Here is a 22275-nt window from a genome sequence, read left to right as displayed (position 1 = left end):
ACTGTCCATCGAATGATTGCCACGACAAGAGCAGGACAACCCGCCATGTTCGATCTCAGCAAATACCCCACCGCCTTGGCCGTCAGCCAGTCCGCGCAGCTGACTGTGGATGATTACCAACGCCTCTACCGTCAGTCGGTAGACGACCCAGACAGCTTCTGGGCCGAGCAGGCCAAACTACGCCTGGATTGGATCAAGCCCTGGACCAGCGTGCAGCAGTCGGACCTGAAAACCGGCGAGGCGCGCTGGTTCGACGGTGGCCAATTGAATGTCAGCTACAACTGCATCGACCGTCACTTGGCCACGCGCGGCAAGCAGACCGCACTGCTTTGGGAAGGTGACGATCCGCAAGACTCGAAAGCCATCAGCTACCGCGAACTGCACCGGCAAGTCTGCCGCCTGGCCAACGCGCTCAAGGCCCGCGGCGTGAAAAAAGGCGATCGGGTATGCATCTATATGCCGATGATCCCTGAAGCTGCCTACGCCATGCTCGCCTGCGCTCGCATCGGCGCGATTCACTCGGTGGTCTTCGGCGGCTTCTCCCCCGACGCCCTGCGCGACCGCATCCTCGATGCCGATTGCCGCACCGTGATCACCGCCGACGAAGGCGTACGTGGTGGCAAACGCATCGCGCTCAAACAAAACGTCGACAAGGCCCTGGCCAGTTGCCCCAACGTCAGCAGCGTGTTCGTGGTGCGGCGCACCGGTGGCGAAGTCGCCTGGGACAACAACCGCGACCTCTGGTACCACACCGCGACCGAACTGGCTGGCGACGACTGCCCGCCCGAGCCAATGGCAGCTGAAGAGCCGCTATTCATCCTGTACACCTCCGGCAGCACCGGCAAACCCAAGGGCGTGCTGCACACTACCGGCGGTTACCTGCTGCAAGCCACGCTGACCTTCAAGGTGGTGTTCGATTACCGTGACGGCGAGGTGTTCTGGTGCACCGCCGATGTCGGCTGGGTCACTGGCCACAGCTATATCGTCTACGGCCCATTGGCCAATGGGGCGATCTCGCTGATGTTCGAGGGCGTGCCCAACTACCCGGACACCTCGCGGTTCTGGCAGGTGGTCGACAAACACCAGGTGAACATCTTCTACACCGCGCCAACCGCCCTGCGCGCGCTGATGCGCGAAGGCTCAGGCCCACTGCAAAGCACCTCGCGGCAAAGCCTGCGGCTGCTTGGCAGCGTCGGCGAGCCGATCAACCCGGAAGCCTGGGAGTGGTACTTCGAGGAGGTTGGGCAGAAGCGCTGCCCGATTGTCGATACCTGGTGGCAGACCGAAACCGGCGGCATCATGCTCAGCCCGCTGCCAGGCAACCCGCAGCTCAAGCCAGGCTGCGCCACTCAGCCGCTGTTTGGTGTGCAGCCGGTGCTGCTGGACGACCAGGGCAAGCTGATCGAGGGCGCAGGCGCTGGGCTGCTGGCGATCAAGGCCAGCTGGCCTGGACAGATTCGCAGTGTGTACGGCGATCATCAGCGCATGGTCGACACTTATTTCAAACCGCTGCCCGGCTACTACTTCACAGGTGACGGCGCCCGTCGCGACGCCGATGGCGACTACTGGATCACCGGGCGGGTCGACGATGTGATCAATGTCTCTGGCCACCGCATCGGCACTGCCGAGGTGGAAAGCGCGCTGGTGCTGCACGACAGCATCGCTGAGGCGGCTGTGGTCGGTTACCCTCACGACCTGAAGGGTCAAGGCATCTACGCCTTTGTCACGCCGATGAATGGGGTGAGCCCTGACGATGGCCTCAAGGCCGAATTGCTGGCACTGGTCAGCAAGGAGATCGGCAGCTTCGCCAAGCCCGAGCTGATCCAGTGGGCGCCGGCCCTGCCCAAGACACGTTCGGGCAAGATCATGCGGCGTATACTGCGCAAGATCGCCTGCAACGAGCTGGACAACCTGGGCGATACTTCGACCTTGGCCGACCCCAGCGTGGTCCAGGGCTTGATCGACAAACGCCTCAACCAATGACGGCGGCCCATGGCGGGCTGCCCCCAACAGCAGGTCGCCATGGAAGCCTTACGCCGTCGTATCGAAACCCAGGTCATGAGCCTCACCGGGCTGGCCCTCGGCCAGCTCGACCTGGAATCGCCCAAAGGCGATCCTGGCTTGTTTGGACCAAAGAGCATCAGTTGGCAGGTGCATGGCGACTTCCCCAGCATGCTGGTTGGCGGCATTAGTGCGCTGATGCTGCAACTGCTGCATCCGCTGGCGTTGGCCGGGGTGTGGGATCACTCCAACTTTCGTCAGGACTTGCTGGGTCGCTTGCGCCGCACCAGCCAGTTCATCTCCGGCACCACCTTTGGCTCGACCCGCGATGCCGAATGGTTGATCGACAAGGTGCGCACCATCCACCTGCAAGTGGTCGGCACCGCTGCCGATGGCCGCCCGTATGCCGCCAGTGATCCCGACCTGCTGACCTGGGTGCATGTGGCCGAAGTCAGCAGTTTTCTTGCCGCGCACCTGCGTTACCGCAACCCCCATCTGTCGCGCGCCGACCAGGACGCTTATTACGATGAGATCGCACTGATCGCCGAGCGTCTTGGCGCACGCAACGTGCCTCGCTCCTGCCAGCAGATCGACGACTACCTGCAACGCATGCGCCCGCACCTGCAATGCGACGCCCGTAGCCTTGAGGTAGTGAGCATTCTGCTTGAGGCCCCTGCCCCCAGCCGCCTGGCTGAGCCTGTGGGCAAACTCATGCTGCAAGCGGGCATCGACCTGCTGCCGGACTGGGGCCGGGACATGCTCGGTCTGCACCAGGGGCAATTGCGCAGTCGCATGATCCGCCTGGGCATTACCCGCACCGCGCCGATCTTGCGCTGGGCCATGCGCGACAGCTCGGCGCATCGGGCCAGGCGGCGCATGGGCATCGACTAAGGTAATTTGGCTGATTCTGCGGAACCGATTTAACGTGCCATACTCCAAGCACTCCCGCTTGGATAGACGAAGCTGCACATGCCCAAAGGATTGACTCGCGCCATCGGCGCCTTGCTGGCCCTCGTGGCCCTGTATAGCCTGCTAGGCTTCCTCATTCTCCCCGGCGTCGGCCTGCGTATTGCCAACCAGCAGTTGGCCAAGTACGCCACGGTGCCGGCGCAATTGACGCGTATCGAGCTCAACCCCTTCAGCCTTGAACTGACGCTTTGGGGCTTGCAGATTGGCGAGCCGGGCAAAGAGCAGGTCGGCTTCGAACGCCTTTACGCCAACCTCTCGCTCGACAGCCTGTGGAGCGGCGCCCTGCACCTGGATGCAGTGGAGCTGGACAAGGCGCGCAGCGAAGTGCTGTTCGCCAAAGACGGCAGCCTCAACCTCACCCAGCTGTTCAAACTGCCGCCCAGCGAGCCGAAAGCTGAAGAGCCGGCGAGTGATCCTTTCCCGCTGCGCATTGGCAGCATCAAGCTCAACGAAGGCTACTTGCACTTCCAGGACCTGCGTCCGAGTGAGCCCATCGAGTTTCTTTACGACTCGATGAACCTTGAGCTGAAGAACCTCAGCACCCTGCCTGACGACAACGCTGACATGAGCCTGGTCGCCAATGGCCCGGCCGGTGGCCGCATCGACTGGAAAGGCACCCTGGGTCTGGCCCCGATTGCCTCCGAAGGCACCTTGAAGATCACCGACGGCAAGATGAAAGCCTGGTGGCCCTACGTGCGCGATGCTGTGCCGTTGGTCCTGGAAGACGGCGTAATCAGCCTCGACACCCACTACAAGCTCAACCTGGCGAAGGAAACCGAGCTGTTGCTGGACAACACCTCGGTGCGCATCGCCCCGTTCGCCATCAAGGCCCCGGACGGCCGCCCATTGGCCCGCCTGGCGAACCTTGAGGTCAGCGACACCTCTATCGACCTGGCCAAGCAGTTGGTCACCGTCGGCAAAATCCGTAGTGAGAAACTGGAAACCTGGGCAGCACTGGAAAAAGATGGCCAGCTCGACTGGCAGAAGTTATTCGCCAGCCAGCCGACCAAGGCCAGTCCAAAAGAAAAAGCCGAGCCTGCTGCTGCTGAACCCAGCAGCGAGGAAAAAGCCGCGGCAGAGCCGAGCAAGCCTTGGCAGGTGTTGCTCAAGGATGTACAGGCGCGCAACTACATGATTCATCTGGCTGACCGCAGCCAGAAAGAGCCGGTAGCGTTGGACGTCGGTCCGCTCAATGTTGACCTGCAGGGTTTCGACAGCCTCAACAAGTCGCCCTTCACCCTCAAGCTCGACACTGGCGTCGGCAAGCAAGGCAAGCTGCAGGCCGCAGGCCAAGTCAACCTGGCACCGGTAACGGCCAAGCTCGATGTCACTACCAGCGATATCGACCTGCGGGTGGCCCAGGCCTACATCAGCCCGTTCATTCGCCTGGAACTGCGCAGTGGCATGCTCTCGAGCAACCTCAAGGTCGACCTCAAGAGCACCGAGCCGCTGGCTTTCAGCGTCGGCGGCAAGGCCCAGGTCAACCAACTGCACACCCTCGATACGATCAAGAACCGCGACTTCGTCAAATGGCAGCAACTGAACCTCGACGGTCTGTCCTATGTGCATGGTGATGCCCTGTCGATCGACAAGGTCAATCTGCTGCAGCCGTATGCGCGCTTCATCATCAACGAAGATCGCACCACCAACGTCGATGACCTGCTGATTCCACAACCGGCCGGTAGCGCCAGTACTGCCCAAGCCAAGCCGGCAGCGGCCAGTAACGACAAGCCGCTGGGGATTCACATCGGGCAGATCGACATCAACGATGGCTCGGCGAATTTCGCCGACCTGACCCTGACCCCCAACTTCGCCACGGCGGTGCAGCAGCTCAATGGCCAGGTTGGCACCATCGACAACCGCAAGCCGGCTCCGGCGAAAGTCGACATCAAGGGCAAGGTCGACCGTTATGCCCCGGTCACCATCAAAGGTGCGCTCAATCCATTCAACCCGATGGCCAGCCTGGACATCGCTACCAGCTTCAAACGGGTCGAGCTGACCACCCTGACGCCCTACTCCGGCAAGTTCGCAGGTTTCCGCATCCGCAAGGGGCGGCTGAACCTCGACCTGCACTACCTGATCACCAACGGCCAGCTCAAAGCCGAGAACAAAGTGGTGGTCGAGCAGTTGCAACTGGGTGAGAAAGTCGACAGCCCGGATGCCGTGGACCTGCCAATCCGCCTGGCGGTGGCGCTGCTCAAGGATACCGAAGGCAAGATCTCGATCGAGCTGCCGGTCACCGGCGACCTTAATAATCCCCAGTTCAGCGTCATGCCAATCGTCTGGCAGACCCTGCGCAACCTGGTGCTGCGTGCAGCCCAGGCGCCGTTCAAGTTCATTGGTGGGCTGGTCGCCGGCGGCGGTTCGGAAGACCTCGGCACCGTGGCCTTTGCTCCAGGTTCCAGCGACTTGAGTGGCGACGCCCAGTCGGCCCTGGACAAGCTGGCCTCCGCCCTTAAAGAGCGCCCGGAACTGCGCCTGGAAATCGAAGGCACCAGCGCCCAGACCAGCGACGGCCCATTGATCGCCGAACAGCGTCTGGAGCGCGAGTACCAGGCTACTTGGTACAAGATCCTCCAGCGCCGTGGTGACAAGGTACCGGCCAACGCCTCCATGTTGGTGGTAGATGACAGCGACAAGCCGGCCATGCTCGAAGGCATCTACCGCACGCGCTTGAAACAGCAGCCCCCGGGCGAATGGCAGGAACTGAGCCGCGATGAACGTACGGCCAAGCTGCGCGAAGCGGTGATCAAGTCGTGGGCGGAAAGCGCTGCGCTGCTGCGTCAGCTGGGCCAGGAACGCGCCGGCAACATCAAAGATTACCTGGTGGACAAGGGCAAGCTTGAGGATGACCGGGTGTACTTCATCGATACCACCCTGGGTAAAGCCGAGAGCGATGGCCGGGTGATCACGCCGATGCATCTAGACGCTGAGTAGCACTCGAGCTGGTATCGTCTGTTTTGGGGCTGCTGTGCAGCCCTTCGCGGCGTTCCGGTGCCCCACCAAGCCCGCATCTACAGAGCGGCGCAGTCCCTGTAGGAGCGGGCTGGCCCGCGATGGGCTGCAAAGCAGCCCCAAAACAGACAACTCAAATCGCAACCCTGCGGCTTCCTCCCGCCTAGACCAACCGCTGCCCCGATACTGCCGGGTGATACAGCGGCTGCACTTTATTGCCCGCAGGATCGAGCAAATGGAAACTGCGCGCGCCATCGCCATGATTGAAAGGCCTATCCAGCAGGGTGACCCCGTGCGCTTTGAAATACTGGTACCAGGCGTCCAACTCTTCCACGCTGTCGACAATGAACCCGTAGTGATCCAAAGTCTGCAGCCCGTTGGCAGCCCCAGCGCCACGCCCCAACGATAGGTTGTCGTTGCCGCAGGTCAGGTAGACCAGGTCTTCGTTGGCTCGGTGCAGCACTTCCATACCGAGTACATCGACATAAAAGCGCTCGCACTCCTCCAGATTGGGTACCAACAGGGCAATGTGGCGCAGACCGTTGAGTCGACCAGGGCGGGCAGGTAATTCGGACATTGGCAGGGCTCCATTTTTGTATACAATTCAAAACAGAATTTAAAACAAAAAGGACGTCCTGTGTATAGCCTGTTCATCAAGACCCGTGTCAAACCCGGCAGCGCGGAAGCTTTCCTTAGCGCAATCACAGCCAACGCTGCTGCCTCCGTCGCGACTGAGCCTGGTTGCCTGGTGTTCGACGTATCTCAGGATCGCCTCGACCCCGATGTGATCTATCTCTACGAGATCTACTGCGACGACGCAGCTTATGAAGCACACACGCAAACCGCGCACTTTCGCGACAGCCGGCCGCTGGTAGAGCCGTTGATTGTCGATCAAACGTGTTTTGAAAGTGATGTAGTGGCGCGTAACCCGGTGAGTTGAAAGCCCACCAGGCAAATAAAAACCCCGGCCTGAGCCGGGGTTTTTGTGTGGGTGGCCAAATCCTTGTGGCCGTCGGGACAATCCTTATTCGGCTTTCAGGCCGTCAGCCGAAACGGCTTGAACGCCTTTGATTTTCTTGGCAATCGCAACAGCGGTCGTTTTCTGGGCTTCGGTGATAGCTACATCCGAGGACAGAGAAACTACCCCTTTGTTGGTCTCGACTTTGATGTCACTGCCTGGAATCCCTTTTTCAGTCAGCAGATCAGCTTTCACCTTGGTGGTGATCCAGGTGTCCTTGGTCTCTTCCTTGGCCTTGGTGACTTCACCAGCCGCCAGCATCATAGGCGCCTGGGTTGGCTGCTGGGCAAAGGCCGCGTTAGCCATGGTCAGGGTCAGAGCGGTTGCAGCAGCGGCAGCAATGGCGAACTTCTTCATACGAGACACTCCTGTTGTTCGAAAGGTCTGCGCCAGGTCTTTTGGCGTCAGGTGAAGATACTATTGCAGGGGCTGTGCCAGGTTTTTGCGTTCAATAAAATCCTTATAAATCAATACTTTAGTATTTTTACCCAGCAGTAGGTATCGTGCATTTTGCATGTAGCGGGATAAACCTGCGTGCAAGATGCAAGTACACCAAGGGTTTGCTGCCAGAGCACCAGCGGTAAAATCCAGGGCAAAAAAAAGGACCCCGAAGGGTCCTTTTCTTACGCTACAGCTGTGCTGTTAAACGCCCGAAGCCTTGGCCGCGGCAACGTCTTTGATCGACAGCTTGATACGGCCGCGGTTGTCCACGTCCAGTACCAGTACTTCAACTTCCTGACCTTCTTTCAGCACGTCGGTGACTTTCTCGACACGCGCATCGCTGAGCATCGAGATGTGCACCAGGCCGTCTTTGCCAGGCAGGATGTTGACGAACGCGCCGAAGTCGACGATGCGCTCAACCTTACCCACATAGATCTTGCCGATCTCGGCCTCAGCGGTGATACCCAGAACGCGCTGGCGTGCTGCCTCAGCCGCTTCCTTGGTTTCGCCGAAGATCTTGATCGAGCCGTCGTCTTCGATGTCGATCGAAGCCTTGGTCTCTTCGCAGATGGCACGGATGGTCGCGCCACCTTTGCCGATCACGTCGCGGATCTTGTCGGTGTCGATCTTCATCGCGATCATGGTCGGAGCGTTGGCCGACAGCTCGGTACGCGATTGACCGATGATCTGGTTCATCTGGCCGAGGATGTTCAGGCGCGCTTCCAGGGCCTGGCCCAGGGCGATTTCCATGATCTCTTCGGTGATGCCGTTGATCTTGATGTCCATCTGCAGCGCGGTAACACCTTTGGCGGTACCGGCTACCTTGAAGTCCATGTCGCCCAGGTGGTCTTCGTCACCGAGGATGTCGGTGAGGATGGCGAACTTCTCGCCTTCCTTGACCAGCCCCATGGCGATACCGGCAACCGGCGCCTTCATCGGTACACCAGCGTCCATCAGGGCCAGCGAAGCGCCGCAGACCGAAGCCATGGAGCTCGAGCCGTTGGATTCGGTGATTTCCGAAACGACACGGATGGTGTACGGGAACACGTCAGCAGCAGGCAGCATGGCCTGAACCGAACGACGGGCCAGACGGCCGTGGCCGATTTCGCGACGGCCAGCACCGCCCATACGACCACACTCACCTACCGAGAACGGTGGGAAGTTGTAGTGCAGCATGAAGGGGTCTTTCTTCTCGCCTTCGAGGGTGTCCAGCAACTGGGCGTCACGGGCAGTACCCAGGGTCGCAACGACCAGGGCCTGGGTTTCGCCACGGGTGAACAGGGCCGAACCGTGAGTCTTTGGCAGAACGCCGACTTCGATGTTCAGCGGACGTACAGTCTTGGTGTCGCGACCGTCGATACGTGGCTTGCCGTTAACGATGTTTTCGCGAACGGTGCGGTACTCGATCTCACCGAAGATTTCTTTGACTTCGGAGGCAGAAGGCTGGCCTTCTTCGCCGGAGAACTTGGCGATCGCTTGATCGCGCAGCTCGCCCAGGCGCGCATAACGGTCGGCCTTGACGGTGATGGTGTAGCCCTGGGAAACGGCGTCGCCGAACTCAGCGCGGATAGCGTTGAGCAGCTCGGTGTTGGCAACGGCAGGTTTCCAGTCCCAAGTCGGCTTGGCAGCTTCGGCAGCCAGCTCTTTGACAGCCTGGATAACGGCCTGGAACTCATCGTGGGCGAACAGCACAGCGCCCAGCATCTGGTCTTCGGTCAGCTCTTTGGCTTCCGATTCAACCATCAAGACAGCGTCGGCAGTACCGGCGACGACCATGTCCAGGCTCGAAGCGGCCAGTTGCTCGTAGGTTGGGTTGAGCAGGTAGCCGGTGCTCTCATGGAAAGCAACACGGGCGGCGCCGATCGGGCCTTCGAATGGAATGCCGGAGATCGCCAGGGCAGCCGAGGTACCGATCATCGCAGCGATGTCCGGATCGGTCTTCTTGCTGGTGGAGACGACGGTGCAGACAACCTGCACTTCGTTCATGAAGCCTTCTGGGAACAGCGGACGGATCGGACGGTCGATCAGGCGCGAGGTCAGGGTCTCTTTCTCGGAAGGACGGCCTTCACGCTTGAAGAAACCACCTGGGATCTTGCCCGCGGCGTAGGTCTTTTCCTGGTAGTGAACAGACAGCGGGAAGAAACCCTTGCCTGGATCAGCTTGCTTGGCACCGACCACGGTCACCAGAACGGTGACGTCGTTGTCGACGGTGACGAGCACGGCGCCGGATGCCTGACGGGCAATGCGGCCGGTTTCGAGCGTAACGGTCGATTGACCGAACTGGAATTTCTTGATTACCGGGTTCACGGTTTCCTACCTTTTCAGTGGCTCTGGGGGAACTGGTTTCTTACGAATTCTTGGGCAGAACGGGGAATCGGCCCCATTGACCGTCCAGATACAAATCGAGGCTGGGAGCCTGGCTGCTGGGCGGATAAACCGCTCAGCGATGCCAGGCTGCCAACCTCGAAGATACGCGTAGCGTGTCCGACGGTAGCGCTGCCAAGCAGCACTGCCGAAGAATGCGACACGCCATGCACACCACTGGCCAGGCCGCTATTAGCGACGCAGACCCAGACGACCGATCAGGGCGCTGTAACGAGTGGTGTCTTTGCCCTTCAGGTAGTCCAGCAGCTTACGACGCTGGTTAACCATACGGATCAGGCCACGACGCGAGTGGTGGTCTTTACCGTTGGCCTTGAAGTGGCCTTGCAGTTTGTTGATGTTGGCGGTCAGCAGAGCAACCTGCACTTCCGGGCTACCGGTGTCGCCGGCGGCTTGCTGATAGTCGGCAACGATTTGAGCTTTTTCTTCAACGCTGAGGGCCATTTGGCATCTCCAGATAAACGGATCCCGCAAGCGGGGTCCAATAGGCCAGGGACGAACCCTGTATTAATAAAAAGAGGTGTGACCGTGCCTACTGACAGCCATCCTCGTATCCACCTGTGTCAGCCGAGGCTTACGCAGCTGGTATCGGTCATTCCGACCGAATCAAGCGACGCGGCGCAATGCGCCCGTCTTCGCTCACTTCACCGATACCGATGAAGCGACCATTGTTATCTTGTACCCGGACCATGCCGAACTGCGGCGCATCCGGCGCACGTACTGCCTGGCCATGCAGCCAGTAGAACGCACTGTGCTCGGATAGATGCACCAGCGGCCAGTCCTGCAACCCGCTATCGGACGGCATCAGGAAGCGATCTAGCGCTTCATTGCCACCTTCGGCATGGGCTTGTTCGAGCTCCTCGAGGGTCACGGTCTGTGCCAGCTCGAAGGGGCCAGCCTGGGTTCGACGCAGCTCGGCGACATAGGCACCACAGCCCAGCGCCTCACCGATATCCTCCACCAGGGTGCGGATATAGGTGCCTTTGCTGCAACCAACCGACAGGCGCGCACGGGTGCCTTCGCACTCGAGCAGCTCCAAGCGGTTAATAGTAACAGAACGCGCCTCGCGCTCCACTACCTCTCCTGCACGGGCCAATTTGTACAACGGTTGACCGTCACGCTTGAGCGCCGAGTACATCGGCGGGATCTGGCTGATCGGGCCGCGAAAACGTGGCAACAAGGCCTCGATATCGGCGCGACCAACGGTCACCTCGCGAGTCTGCAAGACTTCGCCTTCGGCATCGGCGGTATTGGTAGTCTGCCCCAACTGCATGACCGTCTCGTAACCTTTATCGGAATCGAGCAGGTATTGGGAGAACTTGGTCGCTTCACCGAAGCACAGCGGCAACACGCCGGTGGCCAGGGGATCGAGACTACCGGTATGGCCGGCCTTCTCGGCATTGAGCAACCAGCGGACCTTCTGCAAGGCGGCGTTGGAGGTGAACCCCAATGGCTTGTCGAGCAGGATGATGCCGCTGACGTTGCGGCGGATTCGTTTGACCTGGGCCACCCGTTACTCCTTGGTGTCCGGCTCGTTGGAACCCTGATGCAGACGGTCTTCAGCCACTGCACGCTCGATCAGTGCCGACAGGTGCACACCGCGGCTGACGCTTTCATCGAAATGGAAATGCAGTTGCGGCACGCTGCGCAGTTGCATCGAGCGCCCCAGGTGCAGGCGCAGGAAGCTGGCGGCGCTGTTCAGCGCCTTGACCGACTGTTTGATCGCGTCGGGGGCATCTTCCTGGCCCATGACTGTGATGAACACCTTGGCATGGCCCAGGTCACGGCTGACGTCGACGGCGGTGATGGTCACCAGGCCGACGCGCGGGTCTTTGACTTCACGGCGGATCAGCTCGGCCAGCTCACGCTGCATCTGATCGCCAATGCGTTGGGTACGGCTATATTCTTTTGCCATTCTTTGCTACCTGTAACTTAAAGCGGCAAACGCCCGGCCAGGCTTGAAGCCGGACCGGGCGCTACCTGCAGAGGCGTTGCCAACCGCCCTGGGGCGGGGCTTCTGCCAGCTCGACCCTTACAGGGTACGAGCCACCTGGACTTTCTCGAAGACTTCGATCTTGTCGCCGACCTTGACGTCGTTGTAGCTCTTGACGCCAATACCGCACTCCATGCCCGAGCGGACTTCGGCCGCGTCGTCCTTGAAGCGACGCAGCGATTCCAGCTCGCCTTCGAAGATCACCACGTCCTCGCGCAGAACGCGGATTGGACGGTTGCGGTGAACGGTACCCTCGATGACCATACAGCCAGCGATGGCGCCGAACTTCGGCGAACGGAACACGTCACGCACTTCGGCGACGCCCAGGATGTTCTCGCGAACATCGCTGCCGAGCATGCCGGTCAGGGCTTTCTTGACGTCTTCGATGATGTCGTAGATCACGTTGTAGTAACGCATATCCAGACCTTCCTGCTCGACGATCTTCCGTGCACCGGCATCGGCACGCACGTTGAAGCCGAACAGCACCGCGTTGGACGCCAGGGCCAGGTTGGCGTCGCTCTCGGTGATACCACCGACGCCACCACCAATCACGCGCACCTGCACTTCGTCGTTGCCCAGGCCGCCGAGCGAGCCCTGCAGCGCTTCGAGAGAACCACGAACATCGGTCTTGAGGACGATGTTGAGGGTCTTCTTCTCTTCTTGACCCATGGTCTCGAAGATGTTTTCCAGCTTGCCAGCGTGAGCACGGGCCAGCTTGACCTCACGGTACTTGCCTTGACGGAACAGAGCGACCTCACGGGCCTTCTTCTCGTCAGCCACTACCGACAGCTCGTCACCGGCTTCCGGCGTGCCGTCCAGGCCGAGGATCTCGACTGGAATGGCCGGACCGGCTTCTTTCACAGGCTTGCCGTTCTCGTCGAGCATGGCGCGAACGCGGCCATAGTTCGAACCGCACAGGACCATGTCGCCCTGACGCAGCGTACCGTCCTGAACCAGGATGGTGGCAACTGGGCCGCGGCCCTTGTCCAGGCGCGATTCGACCACGACACCACGGCCAGGCGCGGTTGGGGTGGCCTTGAGCTCGAGGATCTCGGCTTGCAGCAGTACGGCTTCGAGCAGCTCGTCGACACCGGTACCCATCTTCGCCGAAACCTTGACGAATGGAGTGTCACCACCCCAGTCCTCGGAGGTCACGCCTTCGACGGACAGCTCGTTACGAATGCGATCGAGGTCGGCACCCGGCTTGTCGATCTTGTTCACTGCAACGACCAGCGGAACGCCAGCTGCCTTGGCATGCTGAACGGCTTCGCGGGTTTGCGGCATCACGCCGTCGTCCGCCGCCACCACCAGGATGACGATGTCGGTCGCCTTGGCACCACGGGCACGCATCTGGGTAAACGCAGCGTGACCTGGGGTGTCGAGGAAGGTGACCATACCGCGGTCGGTTTCGACGTGGTAAGCACCGATGTGCTGGGTGATACCACCGGCTTCGCCAGCGGCAACCTTGGCACGACGAATGTAGTCGAGCAGCGAGGTCTTACCGTGGTCAACGTGACCCATGACGGTCACAACCGGAGCACGCGGTACGCTCTCACCTTCGAACTTCAGCGATTCGGCCAGGGAATCTTCCAGGGCAGTGTCGCTGACCAGGGTGACCTTGTGGCCGAGCTCTTCGGCGACCAGCTGAGCGGTCTCCTGATCGAGCACCTGGTTGATGGTGACCGGAGTACCCATCTTGAACATGAACTTGACCACTTCAGCGCCCTTGACGGACATCTGGTTGGCCAGGTCGGAAACCGTGATGGTCTCGCCGATGGTCACGTCACGGATGACTGGACCGGTCGGGCTCTGGAAGCCATGCGCGTTGCGCTTTTTCAGCTTGCCCTTGCCACGGCCACCGCGACGGAAGCCATCGCTTTCTTCTTCGGTGGTACGCGGAGCGGCACGAGGCGTCGGAGCTTTTTCTTTCTCCTTGACCTTGACCTTGATCGAGACGCGCGGCGCTTCACCACGACCGCCACGACGATCTTCATCGCGGGTGCGGTTTTCGGTGCGACGCGCTTCTTCTTTCTTGCGCTCGGCTGCGCGGACTGCGGCTTCTTCGCTCACAGGCTCCTGGGCCGCAGCTGGGGCAGCAGCCACCGGGGCAGCGGCAGGCGCGGCCTCAGGCTTGCTGGCAACAGCGGCTTGTGGCGCTTCGCGACGGGATTGCTCCTCGGCGCGCTGACGCGCTTCGGCGTTAGCCTTGTCGCGTGCAGCGTTTTCAGCGGCGCGGCGCTCTTCCAGCTCGCGGTTCTGCTCAGCCTGGATCTCTTCCGGGCTGCGCTGAACGAAAACTTTCTTCTTGCGTACTTCTACGCTGATGCTCTTGCTACCGGCGACACGCAGGGTGCTGGTGGTTTTGCGCTGCAAGGTGATCTTGCGCGGCTCTTCCACTTTTGCCTTGTGGCTGCTCTTCAGATGAGCCAGCAAAGCCTGCTTCTCATTGTCGGTCACTACCTGACCGGCGTCGGTGTGCGGCAGACCTGCCTCACGCATCTGCTGCAGCAGGCGCTCAACCGGTGCAGCGACCTCTTGGGCCAATTCTTTCACCGTGACTTGCGTCATGCACTTCTCTCCTCAGGCCGCGCCTAATTACTCGAACCAGTGGGCTCGGGCGGCCATGATCAACTTGCCGGCACGCTCTTCGTCGATGCCGTCGATGTCGAGCAGGTCGTCAATCGACTGCTCGGCCAGGTCTTCGCGGGTAACCACGCCGCGCACCGCCAGTTCGGCCGCCAGGTCCTTGTCCATACCCTCAAGCGAGAGCAGGTCTTCGGCCGGATGGGCGTCTGCCAGTTTTTCCTCGGTAGCGATGGCTTTGGTCAACAGGCGGTCCTTGGCACGAGCGCGCAGCTCGTTGACGATATCCTCGTCGAAGCCATCGATGTTGAGCATTTCTTCCAACGGTACGTAGGCAATTTCTTCCAGGCTGGTGAAGCCTTCGTCGACCAGCACCTGGGCGAGCTCTTCGTCGACTTCCAGCTCGTCGATGAAGTTGCGCAGGATGTCGCCAGTCTCGGCTTGCTGCTTGGCCTGGATGTCCTTCTCGGTCATCACGTTCAGGGTCCAGCCGGTGAGCTGGCTTGCCAGGCGAACGTTCTGACCACCACGACCGATGGCCTGGGCCAGGTTGTCCTCGGCCACGGCGATATCCATGGCGTGGGCATCCTCATCAACGATGATCGCCGCGACTTCAGCCGGCGACATGGCGTTGATGACAAATTGCGCGGGGTTCTCGTCCCACAGGACGATATCCACACGCTCACCGCCCAACTCGCCGGACACCGCCTGGACACGCGAACCACGCATGCCGATGCAGGCGCCTTGCGGGTCGATGCGTTTGTCCTTGGAGCGAACGGCGATCTTGGCGCGCGAACCCGGATCACGGGAAGCGGCCATGACCTCGATGAGGCCTTCGGCGATTTCCGGCACTTCGATGCGGAACAGTTCGATCAGCATCTGCGGCGCGGTACGCGACAGGATCAGCTGCGGACCGCGGTTCTCAGTGCGGATTTCCTTGAGCAGCGCACGCAGGCGCACGCCAACCCGGAAAGTCTCGCGTGGAATGATGTCTTCGCGAGCCAGCAACGCCTCGGCGTTGTTGCCCAGGTCGACGATGACGTTGTCGCGGGTGACCTTCTTCACGGTGCCGGAGATGATCTCGCCAACACGTTCGCGGTAAGCGTCGACCACTTGCGCACGCTCGGCCTCGCGGACCTTCTGCACGATGACCTGCTTAGCGGTCTGAGCGGCGATGCGACCGAATTCGATAGACTCGATCTTCTCTTCGATCACGTCACCGACCTTGGCTTCAGGGTGGGTCTCGTGAATCTTGTCCAACCAGGTCTCGATCGCCGGATCATCAAGATCGGCTTCGTCGACCACGGTCCAGCGACGGAAGGTCTCGTAGCTACCGGTGTGGCGGTTGATTTCCACACGCAGGTCGACTTCGTCCTCAAAACGTTTTTTGGTTGCAGTGGCCAGAGCCACTTCCAGCGCCTCGAAAATGACGCCGGGCGGTACACCCTTTTCGTTGGATACCGATTCAACAACCAGCAGTACTTCTTTGCTCATCGTACGCCTCGCCTTGCGCAAGCCATTGGGCCCGGATAGTCCGCCGGGTCCGGCACGTCTCAGTCAAAACTGGGAATAATATTGGCCTTGTCGATCGAGTCGATCGGCAACAGGAACTCTTGATCGTCTACCTGGACGACCACATCCTGCTCCTCCACGCCGCGGAGAAGGCCCTGGAAGTTACGACGACCCTCGAAGGGTGAACGCAGCTTGATCTTCACTTGCTCGCCGGCATGCGAGGCAAACTGTTCAAGCGTGAACAGCGGGCGATCCATGCCAGGAGAGGACACTTCAAGGGTGTATTCGGAAGTAATCGGATCTTCCACATCGAGGATCGCGCTGGCCTGTCGGCTGACTGCTTCGCAGTCGTCCACCAGGATTCCGCCTTCCTTGTCGATGTAGATACGCAGCACCGAATGCTTGCCCTGGGAGATGAACTCGATCCCCCAGCACTGATAGCCCAGACCCTCGACAACCGGGGCCAACAAGGCCTGCAACTGTTCTAGCTTGCTCGACACCTGAACCCCCTCGTGCATGCTGTGCAAATAAAAAATGGGCAAAGCGCCCATCCCTGAAAGCGCCGTTGGACAACGACGCCTAAAACTGTTCGGCTAGCAAAAAGCCCCTGAAAAGGGGCTCCGCTGAAGCTGGTTGCGGGGGCTGGATTTGAACCAACGACCTTCGGGTTATGAGCCCGACGAGCTACCAAGCTGCTCCACCCCGCGACAAAGCTGGGGCGAAAGTATAAGACTGAACCCGCTACTGGGTCAATCCGACCTCCACCTACAAGAAAGCCCGCTAAAGCGGGCTCTCTTGCTTCAATTGGTACCGAGAAGGGGACTCGAACCCCTACACCCTATGGGCACAACCACCTCAAGGTTGCGTGTCTACCAATTCCACCACCTCGGCAATACTACTTCTTGAAACCCGTTACTTCTGCTCTTGGCTCGGAGGAGGTACATCACCAGTGTTGGTGGTTTCGCTCTTCTGCTCCTGGAGCACCGGTACATCATCATTTACTGCCGGCTTCTGCTCTTTAACTTCCAAAACTGCTGGATCTGGCAGACCTGCTTGAGTCAGCTGGTGAGCTTGCTCTTTCGCGAAGTATCCTAACCCAAGTGCAGTTAAAAAGAAAGTGGCAGCGAGTATAGCAGTAAATTTACTCAGGAAGGTAGCAGAACCTTGGCTTCCGAACACAGTATTAGAAGCACCTGCGCCGAAAGATGCACCTGCTTCCGCACCTTTACCCTGTTGCAGCAATACCAGCACTACCAGTGCCAGTGCAGCCAACAGATGAAAAACAACTACGACTGTTTCCATCATTTGTTCAGTTTCCTGCGGCGCGACAAATTGCACCGAATTCGTCTGCGTTCAGGGACGCTCCACCAATGAGCCCCCCATCGATATCCGGCATGCCGAACAGTTCGGCCGCATTGGCCGCCTTCACGCTGCCGCCGTAGAGAAGCTGCACATGCTCGGCAACTTCGGCGTTCTCTGCCGCCAACTGCTTACGGATGGCAGCATGCACATCCTGAGCCTGTTGAGGCGAGGCCGTCAAACCCGTACCAATGGCCCATACAGGCTCATAGGCGATTACAGCATTGGCAAAAGCCTTAACACCGAACTCATCGATGATACTGCTTAGTTGACGCCCTACAACTTCGAGCGTCTTGCCTGCCTCACGCTCTTCGAGGGTTTCCCCTACGCAAAGCACTGGCGTTAAACCACTTGCCTGAGCGGCTGCAAACTTGCGGTTGAGCACTTCATCGCTTTCACCAATGATTTGGCGACGCTCAGAGTGCCCGACCAGCACCAACTTGCAACCCACTTCAGCCAACTGACTCGGTGCAACTTCGCCGGTCAGCGCGCCCTGTTCGGACTGTACAGCAGAATTCTGTGCTCCAACGATAATTCCTTTACCAGCCAACCCATCAATCACGTGATTGATGAACAAGGTGGGAGGAAAAACCGCAACTTCTACACCGCTCGGCAGGGACAGATTGCCCAAGCCCTGGGTCAGCTCAGCGACGCTGGCGCGGGTACCGTGCATCTTCCAGTTACCAGCTACCATGGGGCGACGCATGCTTTACCTCGTCGGTCAAAGTGGGCGCAGATCTTACCCAACCCGAACTGCGCTGGCAAGGGTCTTTCACGCACAAACTTCGGCAACCAGCTTGGCCAAGGCTTCGGCATGGCCACGGACCTGATGTTCATCATCGCCTTCGACCATCACCCGCACCAGCGGCTCGGTGCCGGACTTGCGCAGCAGCACCCGGCCGCGACCGGCCATCGCCTCAGTAGCCTTGGCACTGGCTTCTTTCACCGCAGGGTTTTCCAACGGATCGTCGGCACCGGCACCATAGCGCACATTGATCAGCACCTGAGGGCACTTGCGCACCGCCTGACGCGCCTGGGCGAGGTTCTCGCCACGACGCTTGAGCGCCATCAGCACCTGCAGCGCGGCAATGATCGCATCACCGGTGCTGGTGTGGTTACAGCACACCACGTGCCCGGAGTTTTCCCCACCGAGGATCCACTCACGCTCGATCAGCTCGGCCATCACGTAGCGGTCGCCAACCTTGGCGCGCACGAAGGGGATATCAAGCTCCTTGAAGGCCAGTTCCAGACCCAAGTTGCTCATCAGGGTACCTACCACCCCACCCTGCAGCTTGTCGCGCTCCTGCAGGTCCCTGGCGATGATGAACAGCAGTTCGTCGCCATCGACGATAGCGCCGGTATGGTCAACCATCAGCACCCGATCGCCATCACCATCGAAGGCGATGCCCAAATCGGCATGACCGACCAACACCGCAGCCTGCAGCGACTCGATATGGGTCGAGCCACAGTTCAGGTTGATGTTCAGGCCATCGGGCTGTGCGTGCAGCACCGTGACATCGGCGCCCAACTCGCGGAACACGCTTGGCGCGACTTTGTAGGTAGCACCGTGAGCACAATCGATCACCAGCTTCAGACCTTCGAAGCTGGTGCTGCTCGGGACGCTGCTCTTGCAGAACTCGATGTAGCGACCCGCGGCATCGTTGATCCGGGAAACTTTGCCCAGCTTGCTCGATTCGACCACATTCATCGGCTGGTCGAGGAGCTCCTCGATCATCATCTCGACTTCGTCGGGCAACTTGGTGCCCTGACCGGAGAAGAACTTGATGCCGTTGTCATCATGAGGATTATGCGAAGCACTGATAACGATCCCCGCCTCGGCGTGGAAGGTGCGAGTCAGGTAGGCGATCGCCGGAGTTGGCATCGGCCCGAGCAACATCACATCGGCACCGGCCGCAGACAAACCGGCCTCCAGCGCAGATTCGAACATGTAGCCAGAAATCCGCGTGTCCTTGCCCACCAACACCCGGCAAGCACCCTGCTTGCGGAAGGCCATGCCTGCCGCCCAGCCCAGCTTGAGCATGAAGTCCGGAGTAATCGGATATTCGCCAACGCGGCCACGGATACCATCGGTACCAAAGTATTTTCTGCTCATAGGAACTCCAGTGTTCTTATTCGGCGTTCTGCACGGCGGCGATCATGCGCACCACATCGACTGTCTCAGCCACATCGTGCACACGCAGGATGCTTGCACCCTTGGTCATGGCCAGGGCTGCCAGGGCCAAGCTGCCATACAACCGATCACCGACCGGACGATCCAGGGTCAGGCCGATCATGCTCTTGCGCGACACGCCCACCAACAGCGGGCGACCGAGGCGATAGAGCGCCTCCATGTGCTTGAACAGGCTCAGGTTGTGCTCGAGGGTCTTGGCAAAACCAAAGCCCGGGTCGAGGACGATCTGCTCGGCGCTGATTCCGGCCGCCACGCAGGCCGCCATACGCTGTTCAAGATAGCGCGTCACGTCGACGGTGACATCGTCGTAGTGGGGGTTGTCCTGCATGTTATCCGGGTCACCGCGCATGTGCATCAAGCACACCGGCAAGCCGGTCGCCGCGGCGGCGTCCAACGCACCATCGCGCTCCAGCGCGCGCACGTCGTTGATCAGGCCAGCGCCCAGACGGGCCGACTCGCGCATCACTGCTGGGGTAGAGGTATCGACCGAGATAACCACATCCAGGCGACTGTTGATCGCCTCGACCATCGGCGCCACGCGCTCGAGCTCCTCGGTGACAGACACTGCCCGGGCACCTGGACGAGTGGACTCGCCGCCGATGTCGATCAAGGTGGCACCTGCCGCGACCATGGCTTCGGCATGGCGCAGGGCTTCATCGCGCTGGCTGAAACGGCCACCGTCGGAGAAGGAATCAGGGGTGATATTGAGAATACCCATGACATGGGTACGGGACAAATCAAGAACCCGGTTGCCGCAAGGCAACCGGGTCGGGTACAGCTGTGAGGTCATGATAACCCTTAGTGTTGAGCCGCAGGACCGCCGATCGGCGACTCCGGTCGATCACCCTGGGAAGCCTGGTTGCCGGAGGTGCCGGCATCGTTATCCCAGTCACGAGGCTCGCGTGGTGTACGACCGGCCATGATGTCGTCGATCTGGTCGGCATCGATGGTTTCGTACTTCATCAGGGCTTCGGCCATTGCGTCAAGCTTGTCGCGGTTCTCGGTGAGAATCTGCTTGGCCGTGGCATAGCACTGGTCGATGATGCTGCGCACCTCGGAGTCGATCAGCTTGGCGGTTTCGCCCGACACGCTGGCGTGCTGGGAACCTGCACTGCGACCCAGGAACACCTCGCCTTCTTCCTCGGCATACATCAGCGGGCCCAACTTCTCGGACAGGCCCCACTTGGTGACCATGTTCCGCGCAATCTGGCTGGCACGCATGATGTCGTTGGAGGCACCAGTGGTGACGCCATCGAAGCCCAGGGTCATTTCTTCGGCGATACGGCCGCCGTACAGCGAGCAGATCTGGCTGATCAGCGCACGCTTGGACAGACTGTAACGGTCTTCCTCAGGCAGGAACATGGTCACACCCAGCGCACGGCCACGTGGAATGATCGAGACCTTATAGACCGGGTCATGCTCAGGCACGACACGACCAACGATGGCGTGACCTGCTTCGTGGTAAGCGGTGTTCTGCTTTTCCTTCTCGGACATGACCATGGATTTGCGCTCGGCGCCCATCATGATCTTGTCTTTGGCCAGCTCGAACTCCTTCATTTCAACTACCCGCTTGCTCGAACGAGCAGCGAACAGCGACGCTTCGTTGACCAGGTTGGCCAGGTCGGCACCGGAGAAGCCCGGAGTACCACGTGCAATAACGGCAGGGTTGACGTTCTCGCCAATCGGCACCTTGCGCATATGCACTTTGAGGATCTGCTCGCGACCACGGATATCCGGCAGCCCTACCACCACCTGGCGGTCAAAGCGACCAGGACGCAGTAGCGCCGGGTCGAGCACGTCTGGACGGTTGGTGGCAGCGATAACGATGATGCCATCGTTCATCTCGAAGCCGTCCATCTCGACCAGCAATTGGTTGAGGGTCTGCTCGCGCTCGTCGTGACCGCCGCCCATGCCGGCGCCACGGTGGCGACCGACGGCGTCGATTTCATCGATGAAGATGATGCACGGCGCGTGCTTCTTGGCCTGCTCGAACATGTCACGAACGCGGCTTGCGCCAACACCCACGAACATTTCGACGAAGTCGGAACCGGAAATAGTGAAGAACGGCACCTTCGCTTCACCGGCGATAGCCTTGGCCAGCAGGGTCTTACCGGTACCTGGCGGGCCAACCATCAGCACGCCGCGTGGAATACGACCGCCCAAACGCTGGAATTTGCCCGGATCGCGCAGGAACTCGACCAGTTCGCCAACTTCTTCCTTGGCCTCGTCGCAACCGGCGACGTCAGCCAAGGTAGTCTTGACCTGGTCTTCGGAAAGCAGGCGCGCCTTGCTCTTGCCGAAGCTCATCGGCCCGCCCTTGCCGCCCGCACCGCCCTGCATCTGGCGCATGAAGAACATGAACACCGCGATGATCACCAGGATCGGGAAGCTGGCTACCAGCAGTTGGGTCCAGATGCTTTGCTGTTCAGGCTGCTTACCTTCGACAACAACATTGTTGTTGACCAGGTCGCCAATCAGGCCGTTGTCGGCGATGGCCGGACGTACGGTCTTGAAGTTGTCGCCATCGGTGCGCTTGCCGGTAATGACGGCACCGTCGACCGTGACTCGCTCGACCTTACCGTCTTTGACCTGCTGGATGAAGTCAGAGTAGTTGAGGGTTTGCGGCTCGTTCGGGCTGGAGAAGTTGTTCATCACCGTCACCAGGACGGCCGCGATGATCAACCACAGGATCAGATTCTTTGCCATGTCGTTCAATTAGCTACCCTCTGAGGTCGGCGCACGACGCAGCCGTGCCTCGCATGATATTCACCGCCCTAACTTACTACATTACCCACGCATCCGCAGGTGCCGTCTGTAACCCTTTGTGAAACCTAGACTACACGAAGTTCGGACAATCCTGACGCGGCGGCT

General features: G+C 60.1%; 18 protein-coding genes and 2 tRNA genes. 4 read left to right on the top strand and 16 right to left on the bottom strand.

Translation table 11 applies throughout. The features are described from left to right. Positions 1-45 precede the first annotated feature (45 nt). The 3 genes from acs to ACF8K2_RS16410 all read left to right on the top strand — a co-directional run bounded on the left by acs (position 46) and on the right by ACF8K2_RS16410 (position 5907). Positions 46-1983 carry an acetate--CoA ligase gene (gene acs / locus ACF8K2_RS16420; protein WP_392466047.1) on the top strand — a complete coding sequence of 646 codons (1938 nt, stop codon included), beginning with the start codon at positions 46-48 and terminating at the stop codon, positions 1981-1983. A gap of 39 nt (positions 1984-2022) precedes the next feature. Beyond that, entirely contained in the window at positions 2023-2892 is an 870-nt protein-coding gene (locus ACF8K2_RS16415) for an oxygenase MpaB family protein (protein WP_392466045.1), read from the top strand. Between the two features lie 78 nt (positions 2893-2970). Next, positions 2971-5907: a DUF748 domain-containing protein gene (locus ACF8K2_RS16410; RefSeq protein ID WP_392466042.1), complete on the top strand. Its 2937-nt coding sequence runs from the start codon at positions 2971-2973 to the stop codon at positions 5905-5907. 181 nt (positions 5908-6088) lie between these two features. Here the strand turns inward: ACF8K2_RS16410 and ACF8K2_RS16405 are convergent, their stop codons facing one another. Continuing rightward, a complete protein-coding gene (locus tag ACF8K2_RS16405; RefSeq protein ID WP_312151264.1) occupies positions 6089-6502 on the bottom strand; it encodes a VOC family protein in 414 nt (137 codons plus the stop codon). Between the two features lie 60 nt (positions 6503-6562). Between ACF8K2_RS16405 and ACF8K2_RS16400 the strand changes: the two genes are divergently transcribed. Continuing rightward, a complete protein-coding gene (locus ACF8K2_RS16400) occupies positions 6563-6865 on the top strand; it encodes a putative quinol monooxygenase (RefSeq protein ID WP_392466038.1) in 303 nt (100 codons plus the stop codon). An 84-nt stretch (positions 6866-6949) separates the two neighbouring features. On the opposite strand, the gene ACF8K2_RS16395 is transcribed toward ACF8K2_RS16400, so the two are convergent. The 15 genes from ACF8K2_RS16395 to ftsH form a co-directional block, all read right to left on the bottom strand. Further along, positions 6950-7300 carry a BON domain-containing protein gene (locus tag ACF8K2_RS16395; protein ID WP_186556486.1) on the bottom strand — a complete coding sequence of 117 codons (351 nt, stop codon included), beginning with the start codon at positions 7298-7300 and terminating at the stop codon, positions 6950-6952. A 285-nt stretch (positions 7301-7585) separates the two neighbouring features. Continuing rightward, positions 7586-9691 (bottom strand): polyribonucleotide nucleotidyltransferase, encoded by a 2106-nt coding sequence (pnp, locus tag ACF8K2_RS16390; RefSeq protein WP_392466036.1) that lies wholly within the window; start codon positions 9689-9691, stop codon positions 7586-7588. A 249-nt stretch (positions 9692-9940) separates the two neighbouring features. Continuing rightward, on the bottom strand, positions 9941-10210 hold the full coding sequence (rpsO, locus tag ACF8K2_RS16385; protein WP_009404303.1) for a 30S ribosomal protein S15: 270 nt from the start codon (positions 10208-10210) through the stop codon (positions 9941-9943). Between the two features lie 148 nt (positions 10211-10358). Beyond that, the gene (gene truB / locus ACF8K2_RS16380) at positions 10359-11276 is read right to left on the bottom strand and encodes a tRNA pseudouridine(55) synthase TruB (protein ID WP_392466033.1); all 918 of its coding nucleotides are present in this window, start codon (positions 11274-11276) and stop codon (positions 10359-10361) included. Between the two features lie 3 nt (positions 11277-11279). After that, positions 11280-11681: a 30S ribosome-binding factor RbfA gene (gene rbfA, locus ACF8K2_RS16375; protein ID WP_186556489.1), complete on the bottom strand. Its 402-nt coding sequence runs from the start codon at positions 11679-11681 to the stop codon at positions 11280-11282. Between the two features lie 117 nt (positions 11682-11798). Next, entirely contained in the window at positions 11799-14327 is a 2529-nt protein-coding gene (infB, locus tag ACF8K2_RS16370) for a translation initiation factor IF-2 (protein WP_186556490.1), read from the bottom strand. 27 nt (positions 14328-14354) lie between these two features. Continuing rightward, positions 14355-15836, bottom strand: coding sequence for a transcription termination factor NusA (nusA, locus tag ACF8K2_RS16365; protein ID WP_186556491.1), 1482 nt, complete (start codon positions 15834-15836; stop codon positions 14355-14357). Between the two features lie 59 nt (positions 15837-15895). Next, the gene (rimP, locus tag ACF8K2_RS16360) at positions 15896-16354 is read right to left on the bottom strand and encodes a ribosome maturation factor RimP (protein ID WP_186556492.1); all 459 of its coding nucleotides are present in this window, start codon (positions 16352-16354) and stop codon (positions 15896-15898) included. 130 nt (positions 16355-16484) lie between these two features. Next, positions 16485-16561 (bottom strand) — tRNA-Met (locus ACF8K2_RS16355). Between the two features lie 98 nt (positions 16562-16659). After that, positions 16660-16745 (bottom strand) — tRNA-Leu (locus tag ACF8K2_RS16350). A 21-nt stretch (positions 16746-16766) separates the two neighbouring features. Then, the gene (gene secG / locus ACF8K2_RS16345) at positions 16767-17159 is read right to left on the bottom strand and encodes a preprotein translocase subunit SecG (protein ID WP_264236912.1); all 393 of its coding nucleotides are present in this window, start codon (positions 17157-17159) and stop codon (positions 16767-16769) included. A gap of 4 nt (positions 17160-17163) precedes the next feature. Continuing rightward, positions 17164-17919 (bottom strand): triose-phosphate isomerase, encoded by a 756-nt coding sequence (gene tpiA, locus ACF8K2_RS16340; protein ID WP_392466027.1) that lies wholly within the window; start codon positions 17917-17919, stop codon positions 17164-17166. A 66-nt stretch (positions 17920-17985) separates the two neighbouring features. After that, a complete protein-coding gene (gene glmM, locus ACF8K2_RS16335; RefSeq protein WP_186556495.1) occupies positions 17986-19326 on the bottom strand; it encodes a phosphoglucosamine mutase in 1341 nt (446 codons plus the stop codon). 16 nt (positions 19327-19342) lie between these two features. Continuing rightward, positions 19343-20194 carry a dihydropteroate synthase gene (gene folP / locus ACF8K2_RS16330; protein WP_392466023.1) on the bottom strand — a complete coding sequence of 284 codons (852 nt, stop codon included), beginning with the start codon at positions 20192-20194 and terminating at the stop codon, positions 19343-19345. A gap of 8 nt (positions 20195-20202) precedes the next feature. Continuing rightward, positions 20203-22110: an ATP-dependent zinc metalloprotease FtsH gene (ftsH, locus tag ACF8K2_RS16325; protein WP_186556497.1), complete on the bottom strand. Its 1908-nt coding sequence runs from the start codon at positions 22108-22110 to the stop codon at positions 20203-20205. Positions 22111-22275: the final 165 nt, after the last annotated feature.

The sequence above is a fragment of the Pseudomonas sp. xss_2 genome (assembly GCF_043104195.1).
GTDB lineage: Bacteria > Pseudomonadota > Gammaproteobacteria > Pseudomonadales > Pseudomonadaceae > Aquipseudomonas > Aquipseudomonas urmiensis.
The sequence above is the reverse complement of the archived record's forward strand: the minus strand, read 5'-3'. Positions and strand labels throughout refer to the sequence as shown.